Source organism: Allorhizobium sp. DMC15 (assembly GCF_056314065.1).
Genome location: NZ_JBQUZB010000001.1, coordinates 663,016 through 680,661, shown reverse-complemented (window position 1 = coordinate 680,661; position 17,646 = coordinate 663,016). Strand labels below are relative to the sequence as shown.

11 protein-coding genes are annotated in these 17,646 nt (G+C 62.7%); 6 read left to right on the top strand and 5 right to left on the bottom strand.

Annotated elements, in window-relative coordinates:
- Positions 1-12: 12 nt before the first annotated feature.
- Positions 13-4,737, bottom strand: a complete 4,725-nt coding sequence (locus ACT53S_RS03295; protein WP_476065893.1) for a beta strand repeat-containing protein — start codon at positions 4,735-4,737, stop codon at positions 13-15.
- Positions 4,738-5,399: 662 nt separating this feature from the next.
- Here ACT53S_RS03295 and ACT53S_RS03290 point away from each other — a divergent pair.
- The 3 genes from ACT53S_RS03290 (at position 5,400) to galE (ending at position 9,704) form a co-directional block, all read left to right on the top strand.
- Positions 5,400-7,439 carry an O-linked N-acetylglucosamine transferase, SPINDLY family protein gene (locus ACT53S_RS03290; protein ID WP_476065892.1) on the top strand — a complete coding sequence of 680 codons (2,040 nt, stop codon included), beginning with the start codon at positions 5,400-5,402 and terminating at the stop codon, positions 7,437-7,439.
- Between the two features lie 55 nt (positions 7,440-7,494).
- Positions 7,495-8,652, top strand: a complete 1,158-nt coding sequence (locus ACT53S_RS03285; protein ID WP_113377300.1) for a UDP-galactopyranose/dTDP-fucopyranose mutase family protein — start codon at positions 7,495-7,497, stop codon at positions 8,650-8,652.
- 65 nt (positions 8,653-8,717) lie between these two features.
- Positions 8,718-9,704 carry a UDP-glucose 4-epimerase GalE gene (galE, locus tag ACT53S_RS03280; protein ID WP_476065891.1) on the top strand — a complete coding sequence of 329 codons (987 nt, stop codon included), beginning with the start codon at positions 8,718-8,720 and terminating at the stop codon, positions 9,702-9,704.
- Between the two features lie 35 nt (positions 9,705-9,739).
- Here galE and ACT53S_RS03275 read toward each other — a convergent pair whose 3' ends face one another.
- The gene (locus tag ACT53S_RS03275) at positions 9,740-10,126 is read right to left on the bottom strand and encodes a YbaN family protein (RefSeq protein WP_476065890.1); all 387 of its coding nucleotides are present in this window, start codon (positions 10,124-10,126) and stop codon (positions 9,740-9,742) included.
- Positions 10,127-10,294: 168 nt separating this feature from the next.
- Here ACT53S_RS03275 and ACT53S_RS03270 point away from each other — a divergent pair, with 168 nt between their 5' ends.
- From ACT53S_RS03270 to ACT53S_RS03260, 3 genes are all read left to right on the top strand, one after another.
- Positions 10,295-11,548: an NAD(P)/FAD-dependent oxidoreductase gene (locus tag ACT53S_RS03270; protein WP_113377275.1), complete on the top strand. Its 1,254-nt coding sequence runs from the start codon at positions 10,295-10,297 to the stop codon at positions 11,546-11,548.
- Positions 11,549-11,828: 280 nt separating this feature from the next.
- Positions 11,829-13,187, top strand: coding sequence for a glutamine synthetase family protein (locus ACT53S_RS03265; protein ID WP_113377274.1), 1,359 nt, complete (start codon positions 11,829-11,831; stop codon positions 13,185-13,187).
- Between the two features lie 10 nt (positions 13,188-13,197).
- Complete coding sequence (locus ACT53S_RS03260; protein WP_476065889.1) at positions 13,198-14,496, top strand: NAD(P)/FAD-dependent oxidoreductase; 1,299 nt, start codon at positions 13,198-13,200, stop codon at positions 14,494-14,496.
- A 157-nt stretch (positions 14,497-14,653) separates the two neighbouring features.
- Here ACT53S_RS03260 and ACT53S_RS03255 read toward each other — a convergent pair whose 3' ends face one another.
- The 3 genes from ACT53S_RS03255 to rirA form a co-directional block, all read right to left on the bottom strand.
- Complete coding sequence (locus ACT53S_RS03255) at positions 14,654-15,184, bottom strand: gluconokinase (RefSeq protein WP_476065888.1); 531 nt, start codon at positions 15,182-15,184, stop codon at positions 14,654-14,656.
- Positions 15,185-15,232: 48 nt separating this feature from the next.
- Entirely contained in the window at positions 15,233-16,873 is a 1,641-nt protein-coding gene (locus ACT53S_RS03250) for a GMC family oxidoreductase (protein ID WP_476065887.1), read from the bottom strand.
- A 213-nt stretch (positions 16,874-17,086) separates the two neighbouring features.
- Positions 17,087-17,569, bottom strand: a complete 483-nt coding sequence (gene rirA / locus ACT53S_RS03245; RefSeq protein ID WP_113377270.1) for an iron-responsive transcriptional regulator RirA — start codon at positions 17,567-17,569, stop codon at positions 17,087-17,089.
- Between the last annotated feature and the right edge of the window lie 77 nt (positions 17,570-17,646).

Sequence of the window (17,646 nt, the reverse complement as noted above, 5' to 3'; positions counted from 1 at the left end):
GCGCCGCAGTTCTTAGATCGCCTGGTAGGCTGCGACGATCGCGGTGACCTGGTCGTCGGTCATTGCACCGATCTGCGTTGCCGTGAAGGCTGCGACCTGGGCCGTGGTGAGGCTGCCGAAGTCTCCGGTTTCGAGGCCGGCAATTGCCTTGGTGCTGATTGCGGCGATATCGGCGGTCGAGAAGGTGACCAGATCCGCCGTCGCCAGAGCAGCGATGGCAGCCGAGCCAAGAGAAGCGACCTGACCGGACGTCAGAGCTTCGACCTGGGCGGTGCTGAAGGCATCGATCTGCGCCGTGGACAGGGCGGAGACCGCTGCAGTGCCGAGGACCGCAACCTGACCAGTGGTCAGAGCCGCGACGCTGGCCGTGGTCAGAACCTTGACTTGCGACGAGGTGAGAGCCGCCGTCTGGGCCGTGCTCAGACCAGCCACTTGAGCCGTGGTCAGGACACCGATCTGGGCAGTGCCGAGCGCCGCGACCTGAGCGGTGGACAGACCAGCGGTCTGAGCCGTTGTCAGTGCCGCAATGTTCGCCGTCGACAGACCGGCCAGAGCCTTGGAGCTGATTGCCGCGATGTCCGCCGACGAGAAGGTCGCGAGGTCATCGGTGCCGAGTGCTGCCAAAGCCGTGGAGCTCAAACCAGCAATCTGCGTTGTCGTCAGTGCCGCAACCTGGGCGGTTGTCAGCACACCGACCTGCGTCGAGGTCAGCGCTGCGAGCAGCGAGCTGCTGAGGCCAGCGACCTGGCCGGTGGTGAGAGCGGCGATGTTCGCCGTGCTCAGCGACGAGACCTGGGTCGCCTTCAGCGCGGAGAGCTGACCGGTGGTCAGTGCCGCCGCCTGGGTGGTGGTCAGAGCTCCCAACTGAGCGGTCGACAGAGACGACAGCTGTGTGGAGGTGAGACCGGCGAGCTGGGCGGTCGTCAGAGCCGCGACATTGGCGGTCGAGAGGCCAGCCAGTGCCTTGGTGCTGATTGCGGCGATGTCGGACGATGCGAAGAGCGCCAGATCATCGGTTCCAAGAGCACCGAGGGCAGCGGAGCCAAGAGCGCCGATCTGCGTGGAGGTCAGCACATCGACCTGTGCCGTGGTCAGGGCGGAGATCTGGGTCGACGACAGGGCGGCAACCGCCTTGCTGTTGAGCACTGCGACCTGCCCAGTGGTCAGAGCAGCGATGTTTGCCGTGTTTAGCGCCGTTACCTGGGTGGAGCCAAGGCCGCTCACCTGGAGGGTCGACAGACCTGCCACCTGAGCCGTGGTCAATGCACCGACCTGCGTGGAGCTGAAGGCGCCGATCTGCGTCGTCGTCAGCGCGGCCGCCTGGGCGGTGGTGAGGGCAGCCACATTGGCCGTGGAGAGGCCCGCAATGCTCTTGGAGTTGATCGCGGCGATCTCTGCGGTGGAGAAGGTTGCAAGATCGTCGGTACCGAGAGCAGCCAGAGCTGCCGAACCGAGGCCGGCGATCTGGGTGCTGTCCAGCGCGTTAACCTGGGCCGTGGTCAAGGCGCCGATCTGGGCCGAGGACATGGCGCCGAGCTGAGCCGAGCTGAAGGCTGCAACCTGGCCCGTGGTCAGGGCCGCGACATTGGCGGTGGACAGGCCGGAGATCGACTTGCTGGAGATTGCGGCGATGTCGAGCGTCGAGAAGAGCGCGATATCGTCGGTGCCGAGGGCGGCCAGATCTTCAGAGCCGAGAGCGGCGACCTGAGCCGGCGTCAGGGCTTCAACCTGAGCCGTCGTCATGGCAGTGAACTGGGCCGAAGACAGGGCGCCGACAGCGGCAGAGCCGAGAGCGGCGATCTGGCCGGTGGTCAGAACCGCGAGATTGGCGGTGCTCAAGCCAGCAACCTGCGTCGAGCTCAGGGCGCCGACCTGCGTGGAGGTCAGAGCCGCTGCCTGGGCGGTCGTGAGCGCTCCGAGCTGCGCAGTGCTGAGGGCTGCGACCTGGGCGGTGGTGAACCCTGCCGTCTGGGCCGTGGTGAGGCCGGCGAGTGCTGCCGTGGACAGGCCGGAAATCGCCTTGCTGCTGATCAGAGCAATGTCAGCCGACGTGAAGGTCGCGAGGTCGTCCGTGCCAAGCGCGGCGACTGCTGCCGAGCTGAGGCCCGCGATCTGGCCGGTGGACAGGGCCGCAACCTGAGCGGTTGTCAGGGCCGCCATCTGCGTGCTGCTGAGCGAGGCCATAGCCTTGGAGCTCAGGGCGACAATCGCAGCGGTGGTGAGCGCGGCAATGTTGGCGGTGTTGAGGGCTGCGACCTGGGTAGAGCCAAGACCGGCGACCTGCGCCGTCGTGAAGGCAGCAACCTGGGCCGTGGTGAGCGAACCAACCTGAGTCGAGGTCAAAGCGCCAACCTGAGCCGAGGTAAGGGCAGCAACCTGCGTGGTGTCGAAGGAGCCGAGGGCAGCGGTGGTCAGACCGGAGATCGCCTTCGAGCTCAGGGCAGCGACATCGTCCGTCGAGAAGGTATCGATGTCATCAGCCATCAGAGCGCTGAGCTGTACCGAGCTCAGGAGAGCGAGCTGAGCGGGGCCGAAGCCGTTGATCTGTCCGGTGTTGAAGACATCCATCTGTGCCGAAGACAGGCCGGCGATTGCCTTGCTGCTAAGCGCACCGATCTGGGCGGTTGTCATGTTCTGCAGCTGGGTCGTGCCGAGCGCCGCAGCCTGGGTCGAGCCAAGGGCAGCAACCTGCGCCGTGGACAGTACAGCGACGCTGCCGGTGGTCAGCGAGGCGATCTGGGCCGTCGAAAGAGCAGCGACCATGGCAGTGCTGAGGGCCGTGGCCTGTGCCGTGGTAAGTGTCGCAAGTGCGGCGGTCGAAAGACCGGCGACCGCCTTGGTGCTGATGGCGGCAATTTCTGCCGTCGAGAAGGTCGCGATATCGTCGGTGCCGAGAGCCGCCAGAGCTGCCGAACCAAGGCCGGCGATCTGCGTGCTGCCCAGTGCGTTCACCTGGGCCGTGGTCAAGGCGCCGATCTGGGCCGAGGACATGGCGCCGAGCTGGGCCGAGCTGAGGGCTGCAACCTGGCCCGTGGTCAGGGCCGCGACGTTGGCGGTGGACAGGCCGGAGATCGACTTGCTGGAGATTGCGGCGATGTCGAGCGTCGAGAAGAGCGCGATATCGTCGGTGCCGAGGGCGGCCAGATCTTCAGAGCCGAGAGCGGCAACCTGGGCCGGCGTCAGGGCTTCGACCTGAGCGGTCGTCAGCGCGGTGAACTGGGCCGAAGACAGGGCGCCGACAGCGGCAGAGCCGAGAGCGGCGATCTGGCCGGTGGAGAGAACCGCCAGATTGGCGGTGCTGAGCGCCGAGACCTGTGCAGACGTGAAGGCGCCGACCTGAGCCGTGGTCAAACCGGCGGCCTGGGCGGTCGTCAGCGCTGCGAGCTGCGCGGTGCTGAGGGCTGCGACCTGACCGGTGGTCAGGCCGACCGTCTGGGCCGTGGTGAGCGAGCCGATGGCCGCGGTGCCAAGACCGCCGATGGACTTGCTGCTGATGACGGCGAGTTCGGCAGACGACAGGGTTGCGAGGTCGTCGGTGCCGAGGGCTGCAATGGCTGCCGAGCTCAGACCTGCTAGCTGGCCGGTCGTCAGGGCAGCTACCTGAGCGGTCGTGAGAGCAGCGACCTGCGTGCTGGAGAGGGCGGCCATGGCCTTGGAGCTCAGGGCTGCAACGGCTGCCGTGGAGAGTGCTGCGACGTTGGCCGTGTTCAGTCCGACGATCTGGGCAGAACCGAGGCCAGCGGCCTGGGTGCCCGTGAGAGCGCCAATCTGAGCGGTGGACAGCGAGCCGACCTGCGTGGAGGTCAAGGCGCCGAGCTGGCCGGTCGTAAGAGCCGCCATCTGGGCGGTGTCGAGGGAAGCAAGTGCGTCGGTCCGCAGGCCGGCGATGCCCTTCACGTTGATCGCGGCAACCTCAGCGGTGGACAGGGTGTCGATATCGTCGCTCAGGATGACCGAGAACTGCGAAGAGGTCATTACAGCGAGGTGCGCGGTGGTCAGGCCGGCGACATTGGTGTTCAGGGTGTCGATCTGAGCGGTGCTGAAGCCCAAGATAGCCTTGGTGCTGAGCGCGCTCACCTGAGCTGTCGTCAGGCTCTGGATCTGCGTGCCGCCAAGGGCAGCGGCCTGGGTCGAGCCGAGAGCCGATACCTGGGTGGTGGTCAGAGCTGCGACGTTTGCCGTCGTCAGCGCGCCGATCTGCGCCGTCGTGAGAGCCGCAACCTGCGCTGTCGAAAGTCCTGCCAGCTGTGCGGTGGTGAGGGCTGCGATGTTGGCGGTCGAAAGACCAGTGATGGCCTTGCTGCTGATGGCGGCGATGTCTGCGGAATCGAGCGTCGCAAAGTCGTCGGTCGCGAGGGATGCGATGGCAGCCGAGCTCAGGGCGCCGATCTGCGTGCTGCTCATTGCAGCGATCTGGGCGGAGGAGAGGTTGCCGACCTGAGCAGAGGAAAGAGCCGCGATCTGGCTGGTGCCGAGAGCGCTGATCTTGGCGGAGTCGATCACCGCGAGCTGACCGGCGCTGAGGCCGACCATGGAGGCTGCCGAAACAGCGCTGAGCTGGGCGGAGCTGAGGGCCGCAAGGTCAACCGTCTCAAGCGCTGCGATCTGCGCGGACGAAAGGACCTTGATCTGGGCAGAAGACAGGGCCGCCATGTCTTCGGTGTTGAGCGAGACAATGCTGGCCGTGGAGAGGGCCTTGATCTGAGTCGTGGTCAGAGATGTGATGATCGAGGTCATTTACGCGCGCCTTTGACGTTGCGATTTGCAGATGTCATTCCCCTGCCGCCGCACTGTGAAAGGGCCTGATCACCCTGACACCGCGGACCCAGGCGCATCCTGCACCTGCTGGCGATTTGGCCCCTCGATACGCACCATCATCGGTCGTCGTCGAAAGGGTGTCCTAGCGGACTGAAAACTTGAGGTAAAACATGGCTCGCACTGGAGCCGGAACGCGGGAGGCATCATGCATTCGAGGCCCGGGCGGACCCCTAATCCTGCGCTTGTGAAGGTCGTGACATCCTTGCCTGAACAAGAACCTCTCACCCAGTTCTGCCAGTCTCACTCTAAATTGAGTCGGAGCCCAGCAGAAGCCTTGAGCCAACCTTGCATTTCAGATTCTAACATTCAGTTAATTGGCGATCTGGAAAGTCGCAAATTCTAATCAGACAATTTTTGCGCGTCGCTATTCTTCCAGGTCAGCGAAACGCCGGGAATCCGCAGTAATATTCCGCCGATATTTATAGTCTACAACAAAATAGACCCATTGATGGACTTGGTGGTTCGCGTTCCACTCAGCGTGGCAAGCCCAAAGCAAGCTAGCGCCGCTAGATGAGACGACGCGCCATGGCGCCCGTGTCAATTCGAGCCTCTGGCTCCAAGCTTCGTGGAATGTCCAGATCATGGATCATGCACCCGCCCAGGACAATGCTTCGCTGTTTACCGCCCTACTGCTGCGCGCCCGCAACCAACAGCTCCCGCTGGGTGAGTTGTTTCAGGTTGCAGAGGCCCTGAGCGCCGGGGGCCAGCGCGTGCTCGCAGCCGAACTCTACAAGGCCTGGATCGCCTATAACGACAACAACCCACTGCTGCATTTCGTCTACTTCAACTATTCCGTGACGCTGCGGCAGATGGACGACCTTGCCGGATCGATCCAAGCATTGCAGGCTTGCCTCAGGATCAATCCGCAATTTGGCCAGGCGCACATCAACCTTGGTCGCGCCATGGAAGACAGCGGCCTGACGCTGCAGGCCATTCAGCAATGGCGCACCTATGCCGAACAGACGTCGGAGATCACAGCCGAGCGTTCGAGCCACCGCCTGATGACGCTGCAGCACATCGGCCGCGTGATGGAAGGCGCCGGGCTGCTCGAGGAGGCCGAGACGGCCTTATGGCAGGCAATCGAGTTGCGGCCAGACAAGCCGGAAGCGGGCCAACACTGGCTTTCGCTGCGTCAACACCAATGCAAGTGGCCGGTGATCGTCACCTCGGAGCATGTCACCGCGCGCAATCTGGTCGACGCCATGTCGCCGCTGCCGCTCGGCTGCTTCTCGGATGACCCGCTGTTCCAGCTCGCCAAGGCCTATCGCTACAACACGTTCCTCGTCGGCAGGCCCGACACGAGCGGCTTCATCCGGCAGACGCCGCGGATCAAGACCGGCACCGGCCAGCGCCTGCGCATCGGTTACGTTTCTTCCGACCTGCGCGACCACGCGGTCGGCTTTGCGCTTCGCGAAGTTCTGGAGTTGCATGACAAGAGCCAGGTGGAGATCTTCGCCTATTATTGTGGCGAGGCCCGAACCAACGATCCGACGCAGGAGCGGATCAAGGCCGCGGTTGACGTTTGGCGCGACATTGCCTCGATCACCGATCTGCAGGCGGCCAATCAGATCGTGGCCGACGAAATCGACATTCTCGTTGACGTCAACGGGTTCACCAAACATGCGCGGACCAAGATCTTCGCATACCGTCCGGCACCCGTGATCGTCGCCTTCTGCGGCTACCCGGGTTCGATGGGCAGCCCCTATCATCAGTATCTCATCGCCGATGACCAGATCGTGCCGCCAGAGGCTGAAGTTTACTATACAGAGAAGGTTCTGCGGATCCCCTGCAACCAGCCGATCGACCGCAAGCGCGTCATTGCCAAGACGCCGACCCGCACGGAAGCAGGACTGCCGGAAGAGGCCTTCGTCTTCGCCTGCTTCAACGGCATGCAGAAGATCACGGCACCCGTGTTCTCGCGCTGGATGGACATCCTGCTCGCCACACCGAACAGCGTGCTGTGGCTGCTTGGCGGACCGGATGTGGTCAACCAGCGTCTGCGAACCCTGGCCACAGAGCGGGGCATCGCTGCGGAGCGACTGATCTTCGCGCCCAAGGCCGCCAATCCTCATCACCTCGCCCGCATTGCGCTTGCCGATCTCTTCCTGGATACGTTCCCCTACGGCGCCCATTCGACCGCAGCGGATGCGATCACCATGGGCCTTCCCGTGCTCACCGTGCCCGGCAAGACGTTTGCCTCGCGCTTCTGCAGCAGCATCGTGGTTGCGGCCGGCATTCCCGAACTCGTCTGCAGTTCGCCCGACGACTATGTCGCCAAAGCCATCACCTATGCGCGCAACCCGGCAGCGCTCAAGGTTATCAGGCAGTCGCTGCAGGATCAGCGGGAGGGCAGCGTTCTGCGCGACATCCCGGCCCTCGTTCGGCGCCTGGAAGAACTGTTCTGGCAGATGCAGGGTGAATGCGAGCGTGGGGAAACGCCGGTTCCGGATCTTACCAATCTCGACGTCTATTACGAGATCGGCGCTGAGCTGATGCTCGAAAACACCGACTGGCAGGACGAGGGCACCTATCGCCAACGCTACCTGGAGAAGCTCCGCCGTTGGGATGAGTTCTCCCAGCTGCCCCGCGATGCGCGTCTGTGGACAGGGCCGTCCGCCTGACAGCGCGGAGATCGGTGGCGCGGACACAGACACCACAGACAAGCAGGACATGCAGATGAGTGCCAAGGGAAGAATTGCGATCGTCGGCGCCGGGCTTTCCGGCGCGGTCATCGGGCGCGCGCTAGCGAAAGAAGGCTATACGGTCGAGATCTTCGACAGCCGTAGCCACATCGCCGGCAATTGCCACACGGAGCGCGATGCGGATACCGGCGTGATGGTTCACGTCTATGGCCCGCACATCTTCCATACCGATGACGACGAGGTCTGGGACTACGTCAACCGCTTCGCCACCTTCATGCCCTACAAGAACCGGGTGAAGACAACGAGCCAGGGACAGGTCTTTTCCCTTCCGGTCAACTTGCACACCATCAACCAGTTCTTCGGCAAGACCTTGCGGCCGGACGAGGCGCGCGCCTTTCTGGAGACGCAGGCCGATACGTCCATCACGGATCCGCAGACCTTCGAGGAGCAAGCCCTGCGTTTCGTCGGTCGCGATCTCTACGAAGCGTTCTTCAAGGGGTATACGCAAAAGCAGTGGGGGTGTTCGCCAACCGCCCTACCCGCCTCCATCCTGAAGCGGCTCCCGGTCCGCTTCAACTACGATGACAACTATTTCTTCCACAAGCATCAGGGCATGCCGGAGAACGGTTACACCGACCTGGTGCGCGGCATTCTCGATCAGCCCGGCATTACACTGCATCTCGGCACGGTGTTCCGTCGCTCGCAGAAGGATGCCTTCGACCACGTCTTCTATTCCGGGCCGCTGGATGGATATTTCGACTACGAGAACGGCCAGCTCGGCTACCGGACTCTCGATTTCGAGCGCTTTACCTATGACGGCGATTATCAGGGCTGCGCGGTGATGAACTATGGAGACGTCTCGGTTCCCTACACCCGCATCACCGAACACAAGCACTTCTCCCCGTGGGAGACGCATCAGGGCTCGGTCTGCTACCGCGAATTCTCGCGCGAGTGCGGGCTCGATGACATTCCCTATTATCCGATCCGGCTCGTCGAGGAGAAACAGCAGCTCGCGGCCTATGTGCGTCGGGCGGAGGAAGAGAGCGACATTACCTTTGTCGGGCGTCTCGGCACCTATCGTTATCTTGATATGGACGTGACGATCCGCGAGGCGCTCGACACGGCACGGCTGTTCCTCGATCGCCGTGCTGCTGGCGCAGCCGTGCCGGTCTTCCTGCACTCACCCGTTTGACGGGATGGCCGCATTGGATGGAACCGGTTAATGATCCGGTTCTTCGATATTGAAAGCCCTGTTTGATGACCGAAACCAAAATCCTCGTCACCGGCGGTGCCGGCTATATCGGCTCACACACCTGCCTCGCACTGGCCGCCAAGGGGTATGTACCGGTGGTCTACGACAATTTCTCAAGCGGGCACCGCGAGTTCGTGAAGTGGGGGCCGGCCGAAGAAGGCGATATCCGCGACCGGGCGCGACTGCGTGAGGTCCTGGCGCTGCACAAGCCGGCAGCCGTGCTGCATTTTGCCGGTCTGATCGAGGTCGGACAGTCCTTCAAGGAACCGGAGGCCTTTTACGATATAAATGTCGGCGGGTCGCTCGCCCTGCTCCAGGCGATGATGGAAGCAGATATCCGCGCCTTCGTCTTTTCCTCCACCTGCGCCACCTATGGCACGCCGACCTACATGCCGCTGGACGAGGCGCATCCGCAGGCGCCGATCAACCCTTACGGACGCACCAAACATATTGTCGAGCAGGCCCTGCGCGACTTCGATCTGTGCGACCGCATGCGCTCGGTCATGCTGCGTTACTTCAATGCCGCCGGCGCCGATGCCGAGGGGCGGATCGGCGAATGGCATACGCCCGAGACCCACGCCGTTCCGCTTCTGATCGAAGCGGCACTTGGGCGCCGGGCCGGCTTCTCGATCTTTGGCGACGATTACGAGACACGCGACGGCACCTGCATCCGTGACTATGTGCATGTCACCGATCTTGCGGACGCGCATGTCAGGGCGGTCGAATATCTCCTGAACGGCGGCGAAACGGTCGCGATCAATCTCGGCACCGGCACCGGCACCAGCGTCCAGGAACTCATCTCTGCTGTCGAGACCGTCTCCGGACGCCCCCTGCCCGTCACCCGGGCCGAGCGGCGCGCAGGCGATCCGCCGCTCCTCGTGGCCAGCAACGAGACGGCACGCACCATCCTCGGATGGGAGCCGGAACACGAGATCGACGACATCATTCGCTCGGCCTGGACCTGGCATTCGCGCTTCAACGGCTATTCCTGACGGACGGGCGACCGCGGCCCCTGGCCAGGCGCCTTCTACGCCTCTGGATCCCTGGTCGTTTGCAAACTCGGTCCCGGCCGTGTCAGCACGAAGGCTGCACAGGCAACCAGAATAGCGCCGACCAGCAGCTTGAGCCAGATCTGCGGCGGCCCCACGAACCAGACGATGACATAACTCACAGCCATCAGCGAGACCGAGGCGACCTTGGCACGCCGGGAAATGGCGCCTTCGCGGCGCCAGTCGATCAGGGGCTGACCATAGCGCGGATGATCGAGCAGCCATTGCTCGAAGCGTGGCGACGACCGCGCGAAGAGTGCTGCGGCCAGGATCATGAAGGGCGTCGTCGGCAGAAGCGGGAGAAAGACCCCGACCAGGCCAATCGCGACCAGCAGCCAGGCGGCAGCGAGAGTGAGAAGACGCATTCGGGATCCTTCGCGGCAAAAGGTCGGTTCGGGTGAGAGATACCGCAAGTCAGCGCTCTGGCAAGGATGTTGAGGATCGGCCGAATTGCGGCAATTTTTCGTTTGCACCGCAACAGTGGACATGCATCCTTGGTGTCGCAATCTCGTCTGCAGGAATCCGCAAGTCTCATGTCCAAGATCACGATCGTTCTCGGCGCCGGTATTATCGGTGTGTCCACTGCCATCCACCTTGCCCGTCGGGGGCGCTCCGTGGTGCTGCTGGACCGCCGCGGCGCAGGCGAGGAAACCTCCTTCGGTAATGCCGGTCTGATCCAGCGTGAGGGCGTCGTGCCCTACGGTTTCCCGCAGGATCTGGGCCTTCTGATCCGCTATGGATTGAACAACCGGATCGATGCGCATTACCATGCGAGCGCCATCCTGAAGCTCGTGCCGTTCCTGTCTCGCTACTGGTGGCACTCCAACAAGAGCCGGCATGAGGCAATCGCGCGTACCTATGCACCGCTGATCGAAAGCTCGGTGACGGAACACAAGGACCTGATCGAGGCGTCCAATGCCGGGCATTTGATCCGCAAGGACGGATGGATGCAGGTCTTCCGGACTGCCGCGAAGCGGGACAAGGAAGTTGCGGAAGCGGAACGGCTGGCGCGCGAATACGGCATCAGCTATCGCGCTCTCGACCGGGACGATCTGGCCAAGGAGGAGCCGCATCTTCGGGGCGATCTGATCGGTGGCCTGAAGTGGAATGATCCGTGGTCGGTAACGGATCCGCACGCGCTGACACAGGCCTATCTCAGCTATTTCCGGTCGCTGGGTGGCCGTTTCGTCACAGGCGATGCGCAGAGCCTGGAACAGGGCGCCACCGGCAAGGGCTGGCGCGTCAAATCCGATGAAGGGATGATCGAGGGTGACGAGGTGGTTCTCGCACTCGGTCCCTGGTCGGAAGACGTCACCCGTAAATTCGGCTACAGCTTCCTGCTCGGCGTCAAACGTGGCTATCACATGCATTACGCGCCGGCCGGCAACGCCGTTCTCAACAACTGGACCTCGGACGTCGAACGGGGTTACTTCCTGGCACCCATGGACAAAGGCATCCGTCTGACGACGGGCGCGGAATTCGCCAACCGCGATGCGCCGAAGTCGCCAGTCCAACTCGGCCGCGCGGAGAAGGTCGCCCGCGAGATTTTCCCGCTCGCGGAACGGCTGGACGCAGAACCCTGGATGGGCGCACGCCCCTGCACACCCGACATGATGCCGGTGATCGGCAAAGCGCCGCGTCATGACGGCCTCTGGTTCGCCTTCGGCCATGCGCATCATGGCCTCACGCTTGGGCCGACGACCGGTCGACTGATCGCGGAAATGATCACCGGCGAAAAGACTTTTATTGACGCAAGCGCTTGGAAACCCGAGCGTTTTCGTCCCTGACAACGAGATCTTCGCTAGCCCCCTTCTCAGGGGGCTAGCCTTTTTTGCGCCGAGGTGTTACTCAGTCCGCATAATTTGATCAAATTGTTTCCCAGTGGAAACAGGCCGGACGTTTCTTGCGTCGAAAGCACGCCGCCGGTTGAGGGGATCAGGAAGAGACGACAGTGGCATGCGCCGGTGTTTGATTCATAACGCGAAAAGCGTTTACCGTTAGCGGCTTGGCCGCTTGCGCGATCTTGCGCGCTCCGAAACTCAAACGACATCAGCCACACGGTGACCCATGGACATGGCCGAAGAGGCACGCGAATTTTTCGCGGCAAATCCTGATATTGAAGTACTTGAAGCATTCGTCATCGACGTGAACGGCGTTCCGCGCGGTAAATGGATCCCACGCGAACGCGCCATCGACGTCTTGACCAAGGGCATGGCAATGCCGCGCTCCGTTTATGCGCTCGACGTTTGGGGCCGCGACGTAAATGCTGCCGGTCTCGCTGAAGGCACCGGCGACCCGGATGGTATCTGCTTTCCCGTTCCAGGCACCCTATCCCGCGTCACCTGGCTGTCTCGACCGACGGCTCAGGTCTTGCTGCAGATGCAGACGACCGAAGGCGAAAGCTTTTATGCCGACCCGCGCCAGGTTTTGGCCAATGTCATGGCGCGCTTTGCCGCCGCCAAGCTCACGCCCGTGGTCGCGACCGAACTCGAATTCTACCTGATCGACCCGGTGCGGTCGGCGCTCGATCCGGTGCGCCCGCCGAATACCCGCGATGGCCGCTGGCATACGGGGCAAACCCAGGTCCTCTCGATTTCCGAGCTGCAGGACTTTGAGGAGGTGTTCCACGGGATCTCCTCCGCCGCTCGAGCCCAGAATGTGCCGGCCGATACGACGTTGCGCGAGAACGGCCCCGGCCAGTACGAGATCAACCTCAATCACGTTCCCGATGCACTTGCCGCCGCCGATTATGCGGTGCTGCTGAAGCGCATCGTCAAGGGAGTGGCGCGCGCCAACGATCTCGACGCCACGTTCATGGCAAAACCCTACGGCACGCAAGCCGGCAGCGGCATGCACGTGCATTTCTCGGTTCTCGACGAGAACGGCCGCAACATCTATGTCGGCGAGGACGGCCCTTCGGAGGCCCTCTTCCATTCGGTCGGCGGACTTCTGCAGAACATGGGCGAGAGCATGGCGATCTTTGCCCCGCACCAGAATTCCTATCGCCGCCTGAGACCTTCGGAACATGCACCGACCTACGCTTCCTGGGGCATCGACAACCGGTCTGCGGCCGTGCGTGTGATCACCGCATCGAAGCCGGCGACCCGCATCGAACATCGCGTTGCAGGCGCCGACACCAACCCCTATCTCGTGCTGGCGATGATCCTTTCGGCTGCGCTTGCCGGCATGAAGGAAAAGCTGTCTCCCGGCGGCGCCATCTCGGGCGACGACCATGCGGTCAGTCATGAGCCGCTTCCGACCAACTGGGACTATTCTCTGCAACGCTTCGCCAAGTCGAGCTTTGCCTATGCTGCGCTCGGACCGAAATATCGCGGTCTCTATACAGCCTGCAAATTCCAGGAACTTTCGGAGTTTTCGCTCCGCGTGACCGACGTCGAATACGACGCCTATATCAGAACCGTTTGAGGTAAGACCCATGGAAAAGTCGATCGGACCCAATCCCGGCCATGCGGCCTCCTATTATGCAGCGTCTGCCCGTGACAAGCGCATTCGCCCGTCGCTGGACGGCGAACACACGGCCGATGTCTGCGTCATTGGCGCCGGCTTCACCGGCATTTCGGCGGCGCTGCAGCTTGCGGAAAACGGCTACTCCGTGATCGTGCTGGAAGCCGATCGCGTCGGCTTCGGTGCCTCTGGCCGCAACGGCGGACAGATCGTCAACGGCTATAGCCGCGATCTTGAAACGATTGCCCGGCGCTATGGACCTGACAGGGCCGCCCGGCTTGGCGAGATGTCGCTCGAGGGCGGCCAGATCATCCGGGAGCGCGTGGCGAAATACGGCATCGAATGCGATCTCGTCGATGGCGGCTTCTTCGCGGCCTTTACCGACAAGCAAGTCAAGGAAATGGCCGAAGTGCGGGCCAACTGGAAGAAGCACGGCCATGACGGCCTGGAAATGGTCTCCAAGGCGGATGTCGGCAAATATGTGAAAGCAGACCGCTATGTCGGCGGGATGATCGACCGCCGGGGCGGCCATATCCACCCGCTCGATCTCGTGCTCGGCGAAGCAGCCGCCGCCGAAAGCCTCGGCGCGAAGATCTTTGAAAAGTCGAAGGTCGTGCATCTCGACACCGGACCGCAACCCTTCGTCTGCACCGAAGGCGGCATCGTCAAGGCCAAGCATATCCTGGTGTGCGGGAATGCCTACATGGCCGGCCTCGCCCCGAAGATCACCGAGAAGATGATGCCTGTGTCCTCGCAGGTCATGGCAACCGAGCCTCTCGATGCCAAGCTGATCGAGGAGCTTCTTCCGGCCAATTACTGCGTCGAGGATGCCAATTACGTGCTCGATTACTATCGCCGCACGGCCGACAACCGTTTGCTCTATGGCGGCGGGATCGGTTACGGCGGTCAGGATCCGAAAAACCTGACTGGCGTCATTCGCCCCAACATGCTCAAGACCTTCCCGCAGCTCAAGGACGTGAAGATCGACTTTGCCTGGAGCGGCAACTTTGCTCTCACGTTGACCCGCATTCCGCATATGGGCAAGCTTTCCGACACCGTCTACTTCTCGCATGGCGACAGCGGCCATGGCGTAACGACGACCCATCTGCTCGGGAAAATCCTGGGTGAGGCCGTTCACGGCCAGATGAGCCGCTTCGACGTCTGGTCATCGCTGCAGGCCTATCCCTTCCCGGGCGGGCGCATGTTCCGCGTTCCGTTCACCGTTCTGGGTGCGTGGTGGTATGGCCTTCGCGACAAGCTTGGCGTTTGAGCGAGGGGCCTGACCCGCACCGTTACCCTCGCCGCCATGCAGATGGCCTGCAGCTAGTCTGTCGAGACAAGAGTAAGGCGAGATCTGGGAAACAAAAGACGCCACGATTGGCGTCGGCGCACCCGTGGGCTGCGAAAGCTGACCACGTCCGGTGTGATCAAAGGTCGGACAGGCCCTTGAGGGCGTCGTTGACGATGGCCGCGATGGGCTGATCGATCGAGACGGTGACGACGCCCGGCTCCCCCGTCGGCACCTCCAGCGTCGCGAGTTGGCTCTCCAGCAGGGCCGGCGGCATGAAATGTCCCGTGCGGGCGCCCATGCGGGCGCTCAACAGGGCATGGGAGCCTTCCAGATAGACGAAAGCCAACCGTCCACCCGTCGCGCGGCGCAGGTGATCGCGATAAACCGCCTTCAGCGCCGAGCAGGAGACGACGATCCCCTCCCCCTTGGCCAAAGCGTTCGCCATCGTCTCGCCGATGATCGTGAGCCAGGGCCAGCGGTCCTCGTCGGTGAGGGGCGTGCCGGCTGCCATCTTGTCGACATTGGCCTGAGGATGCAGAACGTCGCCTTCGATGAAACTCAGTCCGAGAGTCTTAGCCAGTTCCGCGCCGATGGAGGATTTTCCGCAACCGCTCACACCCATGACGACAATGGCAATGGGCGGCGGTGCGATCGGTTGGTCCTGCATGATTTTCCTGTCGTGCGTTTTCCTTGGGAGGCGCGACAATAAGAAGGTTCAGACGAAATTCAATCCAGCTTCCGCACGCGGGGCCGGCTGTCGCGCGGCGCGGATCGCGGCAGCGGTCTTTTCCGCCATCATGATGACCGGGGCATTGGTGTTGCCGCCGATCAGGCGCGGCATGACGGAGGCGTCGACCACCCGCAAACCTTCGATACCGTTGAATTTCAGCTCCGGATCCACGACAGCCTCTGCATCCGATCCCATGCGGCAGGTGCCGACGGGGTGATAGATCGTGTCGGCCCGGGCGCGGATGGCGGCGTTCAACTCGGCGTCGCTTTCGCCCGCCGGATAGAGTTCCCGCCCCCGGTAGCGCGCCATTGCCGGTGCCGACATGATCTCACTCAGGCGCCGCGCGCCCTTGCGGAGCGTCGTCAGATCCCTGGGATCGCTGAGAAAGGCCGGGTCGATCAACGGAGCGGTGAAAGGATCGGCACTGGCGAGCCGCACTGTGCCGCGCGAATAAGGCCGCAGCGCACAGACATGCGCCGAATAGCCATATCCCCAATGCATCTTGCGGACGTGGTCGTCGACCATTCCAACGAGGAAGTGCAGCTGGATGTCCGGCCTGTCGAGGGAAGGGTCGGTCTTGAGGAAACCGCCCGATTCGGCGCATGTCGAGCGGAGATGGCCCATGCGGTCGGTCCGCCACTCTCTTGCGGCACTGAGGAGATCCCCCGTCGCCGTCAGCCCCATACCGAAAAGGTCCTTGTCGGGCGACCGGAAGATCATGGTGTAATCCAGATGATCCTGAAGATTGGCACCGACACCCGGCTGATCGAGCACGACGGAAACCCCGTGCTGCCGCAAATGGTCTGCCGGGCCGATACCCGAAAGCATCAGGATGTGGGGCGACTGCAGGGCGCCGGCGGAGAGAATGACCTCGCGGCTCGCCCGGATCGTGCGCTCCTCCCCGGCATTGCGATAGACCACGCCCGTGGCCCTGCCACGCTCGACGAGGATGCGGACGACATGGGCATCCGTCGTAACCGTTAGATTTCGACGATGCATGACATCGTGGAGGTAGGCGGCCGCGGCCGAACAACGCTCGCCCCGCTTCGGGCCATGCCAGAACTGCGTCGCCTGGTAGAGCCCGACGCCTTCCTGGCTCACGCCGTTGAAGTCCTCGTTGTGGCGGTAACCGCTTTGTTCTGACGCCTTGATGAAGGCGAGATTGATCGGCCGGGCCCAGTTCTGGTCACAGACCTGAAGCGGCCCACCGCGCCCATGCAGCGTATCGGCCCCGCGAATATTGTCTTCGGCCTTGCGGAACCAGGGAAGAACGTCATCCCAGGACCAGCCCCGGCAACCGAGTTCCGCCCATTCGTCGTAATCCCGCTGATGCCCCCTGACGTAGAGCATGGCGTTGACGAGACTTGAGCCCCCTAGGCCGCGGCCTCGCGGCTGGTAACCGATGCGATTGTTGAGCGCCTTTTGCGGCACGGTGGAAAATCGCCAATTGCTGCTTTTTACGTAACCGGGAACGACGGCTGCCGCAGCCATGGGAACGCGGGCGAAAATTCCATCGCCTCGTCCCCCGGCTTCAAGGACATGCACCGTGACGGACGGATCTTCGCTGAGACGTGCGGCAAGGACAGCACCAGCCGAACCGCCTCCCACGATCACATAGTCGTCCATTGCATCCCCCACACGGCCTGTCCAGCCCCCGTTGGCGCTCCTGTCAATAATCTGACTTATTCTGCCGTGAACGTAAGCGTAGCATAGCCGACTGCCGACGCAAGAGCTTTGCCCGAACGGATCTTGACGTGTCTCTTGCTGTCGCAGAAGCAGAAAGACCCGCCAGATAGCGGGTCTCGATCTCAGCTCAGATTTCGACTGGCCTGTCGGGCGTCACGCGGCCGGGACTGCCACCGGTGCCACGCGGCGCGGGGCCAGATCGTCGATGCCCAGAAGGAAGTTGATCTGCGGGCGCGCCTTCACCAGATCGTCGATCGTATATTCCGTCAACACGTCGAAGAAGGCATTCAGAGCCTTGCGCAGAGCCGAATTCAGGCCGCAGCTGTCGATCAAGGGGCAGTCGACATCACCGTCATCCTCGAAGCATTCCGCCATGGCGAAGCTGTCTTCGGTGACCTTGACCACATCAAACAGGGTGATCTTTTCGGCAGGACGCCCGAGGCGGACGCCGCCATTGCGGCCTCGCACGGTTTCGACCAATCCAGCCTTGTTCAGCGGCTGCAGGATCTTGAACAGGAAGAGTTCGGAAACGCCATAAGCCTTGGCAATCTCGGGAATCCGGCTCAACTGCTCGGTGTTCGCGGCGCAGTACATCAGCATGCGCACGGCGTAATTTGTCTGCTTTGTCAAACGCATGCACGATTCCTTCGGTTGTCCTGGCGGCTATATAGCGCTTTTTGCACTTTTGAACAATTCCAAAATACTCAAGTTCA